This window comes from Methylomicrobium sp. Wu6 (assembly GCF_035916875.1).
Taxonomy (GTDB): Bacteria; Pseudomonadota; Gammaproteobacteria; order Methylococcales; family Methylomonadaceae; genus Methylomicrobium.
In genome coordinates, this window is sequence record NZ_JAXUHN010000003.1 from 1 (window position 1) to 6,804 (window position 6,804).

The following is a 6,804-nucleotide window of genomic DNA, read 5'->3' on the forward strand; positions in this document are numbered from 1 at the left end:
TCTCCTCTATCGTGTGCTTGGCGGTTCACGGTAGTCAGTTTCCTGATGGACTCCTCTTATTGTCAAACTTTTGCTGTCTCCCCGGCAGAGCCGGGGGATTTCCCATTATTGGTTAAAAAAACACCTTCTTGCATGTCCTAAATATATGTATTTACTAAGCATTCAGTTACGCACATACAACCAGGGAAAAACAGCTCATTTCCTATAGGATCAAGCTATTAGACAATATAGTTATTTTATTTTTTAGCTTATTGTCGTATGATTGGTGTGACAAATCTGAATATAGGCGGCAACCATGAAACATTTAATTTCCTTATGTTCTTTAACCCTTCTTGTATATATGGGTGCTGCTCGTGCAAATCCCGTGATTTACCCTCTTCCGATAGAAAATAAAGGAATTGAAATTGTATATTCCGATGAGCCTGAATTTGGTTCCTCGAATCACACCGGCATTAAGAAGAAAAAGCTGTACGGCAATGACCTTTTGCAAAATCCCGATAATAACCTAGCTCTTATTTTGCATTATGACCCGGAAGGCACCGCCAACAATCTATCATGGCAAGTAGTTGAGTGGGACGTAAGTGAACAAGTTGAATTCGATCGAGATCCAATTGCCGAGGGTATTCAGAGCCAAATCTTTATAGGGGAAGGTCGTTTATTTCTCAACAAACGCCAGAACCCAAGTCATATTAACCTGTCGAAGAAAAAAGTCTCGGGTGTGACTAATTTAACTACCGGTGACGCCTCGCTGTTGAATCCCGGCGTTGCTTTCAGCGGATATCAGGGGTCTGTCAGTGTCACTGGCAAGCTAGATTCCTCTAGTTTTGGACAAATTGTCCAATTCAAAGGCGATGTGATCGGCACAGCATTCATAGGAGTTCCCGCTGGACAGCATCAAGTGACGATAAAAATCAAAATTAATGCCAAACTTAAGCCTTGAGTTTTCTTTATTCTAGCTACGTCTCTAAATCGTTTGACTGCAATTCATTCCCGCAACGCATAATCAGTGCGGAGAGTCGCTATTTTTGCAAAGCTTATTTTGGGCCTCCATGCCCTCGGTAACTGTTCCTGCGTTACCCTACCCCTTGCAGCCGAAGCAAGCGGCAAAAACTGAACACGACCAGCTTTTGCCTTCGGCGCTCCAGACACCTACTCCATAGCCCCCTTGAGGGGCTTACTTCGCTTTATATCCAACGAGTGGTATCATCAAATCTCAGTGCACAATGATTCGAAGCGATGTTGGATGGGCTTTGCAATTTCACTGCACAAGCAACGCTTCGTAAAAATCGCTCAACTCTATCGCTTCTGGGGGCTACTCCCCCCAATGCCATTAAATTAAGAGAAGCTTCGCTCCTTCTCCCTTCGGGAGAAGGTTGGGATAAGGGGATCAAAATAAAGTATTTTTCCTTATTTTTGATCCTCCTCACCCCAACCCTCTCCAGCAGGAGAGGGAGCTTTCTTCTTAACTTAACGGCATTGCCCCCCCTCCTTGTAGCAAGCGTTTGCCTTTAAATGCAAAGTAGTATATTATTATTTTCTACTATATACTAAATCTTCTGTTTCGTCTTTATTTTCAGCCAAAGAGACCCAAGCAATGGAAAATTTTACCCCTTTTTCCGCTCTCGCGGGCGGCGCTTTAATCGGCATCAGTAGCGCCATGCTATTGTTTTTCAACGGCCGTATCGCCGGTATCAGCGGCATCATGAACGGCGTATTTTATGCCCCAAAAAACGACAAGGTCTGGCGTCTGTTGTTTCTGGCGGGTCTGGTAATCGGGGGATTGTTTTTAGGAGCCTTCGCCCCCGGTTTCAATACGCCCCGGCAAGGCTATCCAATCGTCTTACTCGGCATCGGCGGCTTCCTGGTCGGATTCGGAACCCGCATGGCGAACGGCTGCGTCAGCGGCCATGGCGTCTGTGGCATCGCCCGTTTGTCGATCCGCTCGATCGCGGCGACGCTGACCTTTATCGCTAGCGGTATGTTAACGGTCTATGTGATCCGTCATCTGTTGGAGCTGACCGCATGAAAACTCATCTGATCGCATTGCTCAGCGGTATTTTATTTGGCGCGGGCTTAGCGCTCGCGCATATGATCGATCCGAATAAAGTGCTGAATTTCCTCGACGTGACGGGCCATTGGGACCCCAGCCTGCTGTTTGTGATGATCGGCGCCTTGTCCGTTGCGATGATTGCATTCCGATTCATTCTTAAACGCCCCGCGCCGCTTTTGTCGACATCTTTTCATCTCCCCCAAAAGACGTCGATTGACCCGAAGCTGATCGCAGGGGCGGCCATTTTCGGCATCGGCTGGGGCATGAGCGGTTATTGCCCCGGCCCTTCGGTTACCGGCTTGAGTTTGTTCTCATCGGAATCGGTGATCATGATCCTCACGATTTATCTTGGTTTTTTCGCCTGCCATCGCCTGCTGGATCGGCCATAACCTCCCCCATCCCGGCAATGATCCTCTCCGATCGTTGCCGTTTTTCTTCCGTTTTGTGTTCATCATGGATTTAGAGGATGTCCGCGAGGAACAGGAATGTTAAAATCCTGCCTTTGCGCGCGCCTCGGGCGCTTTTTTATCCAAGCGAATTCCCCAAATCTGCACCATGAAACGATTGATCGAAACCAAATTAGTAAATCCCCTGCTCGAACAATTCGGCATCCCGGCTTATAAAACCGTGGGCTCCGCGGGCATCGATCTGGTCGCATGCATTGCCGAGCCCGTCGTGATCGGCGGCCGGCAACACAAACTGATCGGCACCGGACTTGCGATCAATATTCAGGACCCCGGCCTGGTCGCGATCGTCGCGAGCAGAAGCGGTTTATGCCTGAATCACCACATCAGAGTCGGCCAAGGCGTCGGCATCATCGATTCCGATTATCATGGCGAAATCGGCGTGATCCTACATAACGACGGCGACAACGATTATCAGGTCAATCCGGGAGAAAGAATCGCGCAATTGCTGTTCATGCCGGTGGTGCAGGTCGCGTTCAAACTCGTTCCCGAATTCTCGACCGTGACCGAGCGCGGCATCGGCGGCTTCGGATCGACCGGTAAAGCCTGATGGTTTTGTGGTTATCGGCTATTCTTAAGCGTATTTGAGATGCGCCAACTTATAAAGTTGATCCACGCCGCTCGTCTAAAACCTGTCAGTCTAATTTCTATTTGAAGGGATAGAGGATGTTTCGACTTTTCTCTTATTTGGCCGCCGTATCCACGCTCTTGCTTTTGATTTCGAGCGCAGGCATCTTTTGGATCGCTTCCAGGGCAATGGACCAGTCGAAAGAAGATGCGGTCGGCGCGCTCGCCAAGGGTATCGGCCTATCGATTGCCACGCAGATCGATCTACTGAATACAAGCCTGGACAAAATGGCGCAAGACACCAACACCGTGCAAGCGCTAGCCAGTCAAAATCCGGAATCGATCCGTCTGACCGCGGCCAAGTTAACGCAGCTGCTTCCCCATGCTCTCAATGTCAGGCTGCTGTTGCCCGGCATTACCGAACTGGATGACAAGAGCTCGCCACCGATGACATACGCCGATCTGAACATGGTCCGCGAAACGTTCTCAACCAACCGCAACCCATTGCCGGCAATTCAAGGTAACGAGCCAACCAATAGGCACCTGGCGATAGCCAGAAGGATCGTGCAAGGCAAGCAAACGATCGGCGTGCTTTTGGCCAGCTTCGATGATGACATCATCCGTACAAGCATAGCGCCAACGCAGGCCGGTAACGGCTATATACGCCTGCATCAGGGAAAATTATTACTGGGAGCGTCCGGCCTGGCTCCCACCGAAGAAGACAGCAACCTAAAAATTCAGATTGCGGGCACCAATTGGGATCTCAGCTATGGGACGACCGACTCACTCATTACGCTCGATTCCAGCCTGATGCTCAATTTGATCCTAATTCCATTAGGATTGATGATAGCTGCGTTCCTATTCGGCTATCGTCTATTGTCGAAGATGCTGACCGAAGACTTGCGCAGCACGATGCGGGCATTCAAAGATTTGATGAAAAATAATTTTCAAGGCAGCTATTCGACCAATCTGAATGAAATGAAAGGCTTTATTTCGACCTTGTTGCAATACAAGCGAGTTATGGACCACGACGGTAGCGATGACACGGTTACCAAGAAAGACACAACGGATGATTTATTTGGGTTAAGCGGCTTTTCTACGGATGTGATCGATTTCGGATTCGACAAAAAACCGGCTACCAAAACAAAACCCAAGGCTCCCGAAAGTCGAAGCAATGAATCTGAAATATTTAAGAAGCCTGCCCAGGCTTCGGTCAGACAACAGCCGGCGCCCAAGACAACAAGCGCCACAAGCGTCCCCATAGTTCAGGACAAACCCAAAATCGAAAAAGCCAGTTTTCCGGTTGAAAAAACCGTTGGCCCGAAGGATGCGATCTTTAGAGCCTACGATATCCGCGGCATTGTCGGTGAAGCCTTAACCCGAGAAGTCGTCTACGACATCGGCCGCGCGCTCGGTACGGAAGCCAAAACGCGGGGCTGTGATACTATCGTTCTTGCCCGGGACGGCCGCAACTCAAGTCCCGACCTGTCGACAGCCGTCTCCGACGGCATTATCTCCACAGGTTGCGACGTGCTTGACATCGGCATGGTGCCAACACCAGTGCTATATTTTGTCGCGCATCACATGGAAGACCAGTCCGGCGTGATGATTACCGGCAGCCATAATCCGCCCGCGTATAACGGCGTCAAGATGGTGATTAAGGGCGAAACGCTTGCGGAAGACCGCATTCAAAACCTGAAAAAATGCATCGACAGTCGGGCCTTTACCCTCAGCGAGCCCGGCACGGTCGAAAAAAACAGCCGCTACGTCAATGATTATATCGGCACGATCTCAGATGACGTACACCTGGGCCGACCGATGAAGGTCGTGGTCGATTGCGGCAACGGTGTGGCTGGCGACATCGCGCCCAAATTGCTGAGAACGATCGGCTGTGAAGTGATCGAATTGTATTGCGAGATCGATGGCGCGTTCCCGAATCATCATCCCGATCCGAGCAAGCCCGAAAATCTGGAAGAACTGATCTTGGCGGTCAAGCACTATCAGGCCGATCTCGGGCTGGCGTTCGACGGCGACGGCGACCGCCTTGGCGTCGTCGATTCGAACGGCAAGATCATCTGGCCGGACCGGCAAATGATGCTATACGTGCAAAACGTGCTGAGCGCGCGTCCGGGCTCGGAAATCATTTTCGATGTCAAATGCAGCCGGCATTTAGCCAGCCAGATCAAAAAATTCGGTGGCCGGCCGACGCTATGGAAATCCGGACATTCGCTAATGAAAGCGAAACTCCGGGAAACCGGCGCCAGCCTCGCGGGCGAAATGAGCGGGCACATTTTCTTCAATGACCGCTGGTTCGGTTTTGACGACGCCTTGTATACCGCCGCGCGCCTGATCGAAATCCTTTCCGAAGATACCCGCACCAGCGCAGAGGTATTCGCCGCGCTGCCCGACAGCGTCAATACGCCGGAATTGAACGTCACGCTGGAAGAAGGCGAAAATTTCGAATTGATCGAAAAATTGTTGAAAACCGCCAAATTTCCGGGTGCCGAGATGACTACGATAGACGGCCTCAGGGTCGATTTCCCGGACGGATTTGGCCTGGTACGCGCCTCCAATACGACGCCATCCTTGGTAATCCGTTTCGAAGCGGACACCAGAGAGTCATTGCACAAAATTCAGCAACAATTTAGTCAGTTGATCAAAACAGTAAAACCCGACTCATTACTTCCTTTTTAGCCTGGAAAATCCGAAAACGATGCAAAACCGAAAAGCTCACCAAATCGCCGATGTTCTGATCGAAGCCCTGCCTTACATTCAACGCTTCAAAGGCAAGACCGTGGTCGTCAAATTCGGCGGCAACGCGATGGTCGATGAGGCTCTCAAACACAGTTTCGCGCGCGACATCGTGCTGATGAAACTGGTCGGCATCAATCCGATCGTGGTGCACGGCGGCGGCCCGCAAATCGGCCGTTTGCTCGAAAGACTCGGCAAAACGACAGATTTCATCGACGGCATGCGGATTACCGACAGCGAAACGATGGACGTGGTCGAGATGGTGCTCGGGGGGCTAGTCAACAAAGAGATCGTGAATCTGATCAACATTCACGGCGGCAAGGCGGTCGGCCTGACCGGCAAGGACGGCGATTTGATCCGCGCGAAAAAGATCCACCTGACCAAAGCCGATCCAAGCGCGCAATCGCCCGAAATCATCGATCTTGGCCATGTCGGCGAAGTCAGCAGCATTGACCCGGCGGTCGTCGAGATGCTCTGCCAGAGCGACTTCATTCCGGTGATCGCGCCGATCGGTGTCGGCGCGGAAGGCCATTCCTATAACATCAATGCCGATCTGGTCGCGGGCAAGGTCGCGGAAGTGCTGAAAGCCGAAAAATTGATTCTGCTGACCAATACCGCCGGCATTTTGGACAAAGAAGGCCACTTGCTAACCGGTCTGACCCTGAAAGACATCGACGATCTGATCGCCGACGGCACGATCTCGGGCGGCATGATTCCGAAAACCCGTTGCGCCACCGATGCGTTACGGGGCGGCGTCGGCAAGGTACACATCATCGACGGACGCGTCGAGCATGCGGTGCTGCTTGAATTGTTTACCGATCAAGGCGTTGGCACCTTGCTGCTAAGCCGCTAGTTAGTGCCTGCCCGAAAACAAAATATTCCTATAAAATCATAACCCTGCCAGAGATTTTCACAACGAAGATTTTGACGGAACCGGCAAAACGGCGAGGCATCAGCCGATTTTTCTGGGTT

At 51.1% G+C, this 6,804-nt stretch carries 6 protein-coding genes; all 6 read left to right on the top strand.

What is annotated here, in order from left to right; all coding sequences use genetic code 11:
• Positions 1 to 295 precede the first annotated feature (295 nt).
• The 6 genes from U2W12_RS00060 to argB all read left to right on the top strand — a co-directional run bounded on the left by U2W12_RS00060 (position 296) and on the right by argB (position 6,685).
• The gene (locus U2W12_RS00060) at positions 296 to 940 is read left to right on the top strand and encodes a hypothetical protein (protein ID WP_326498639.1); all 645 of its coding nucleotides are present in this window, start codon (positions 296 to 298) and stop codon (positions 938 to 940) included.
• 654 nt (positions 941 to 1,594) lie between these two features.
• Positions 1,595 to 2,026, top strand: a complete 432-nt coding sequence (locus tag U2W12_RS00065) for a YeeE/YedE family protein (RefSeq protein ID WP_326498640.1) — start codon at positions 1,595 to 1,597, stop codon at positions 2,024 to 2,026.
• Entirely contained in the window at positions 2,023 to 2,439 is a 417-nt protein-coding gene (locus U2W12_RS00070) for a YeeE/YedE family protein (RefSeq protein ID WP_326498641.1), read from the top strand. The genes U2W12_RS00065 and U2W12_RS00070 overlap by 4 nt, the downstream gene beginning before the upstream one ends.
• A 166-nt stretch (positions 2,440 to 2,605) precedes the next feature.
• Complete coding sequence (gene dut, locus U2W12_RS00075; protein ID WP_326498642.1) at positions 2,606 to 3,064, top strand: dUTP diphosphatase; 459 nt, start codon at positions 2,606 to 2,608, stop codon at positions 3,062 to 3,064.
• 116 nt (positions 3,065 to 3,180) lie between these two features.
• Positions 3,181 to 5,775, top strand: a complete 2,595-nt coding sequence (locus tag U2W12_RS00080) for a phosphomannomutase/phosphoglucomutase (RefSeq protein WP_326498643.1) — start codon at positions 3,181 to 3,183, stop codon at positions 5,773 to 5,775.
• 19 nt (positions 5,776 to 5,794) lie between these two features.
• A complete protein-coding gene (gene argB, locus U2W12_RS00085; RefSeq protein WP_326498644.1) occupies positions 5,795 to 6,685 on the top strand; it encodes an acetylglutamate kinase in 891 nt (296 codons plus the stop codon).
• Positions 6,686 to 6,804 lie beyond the last annotated feature (119 nt).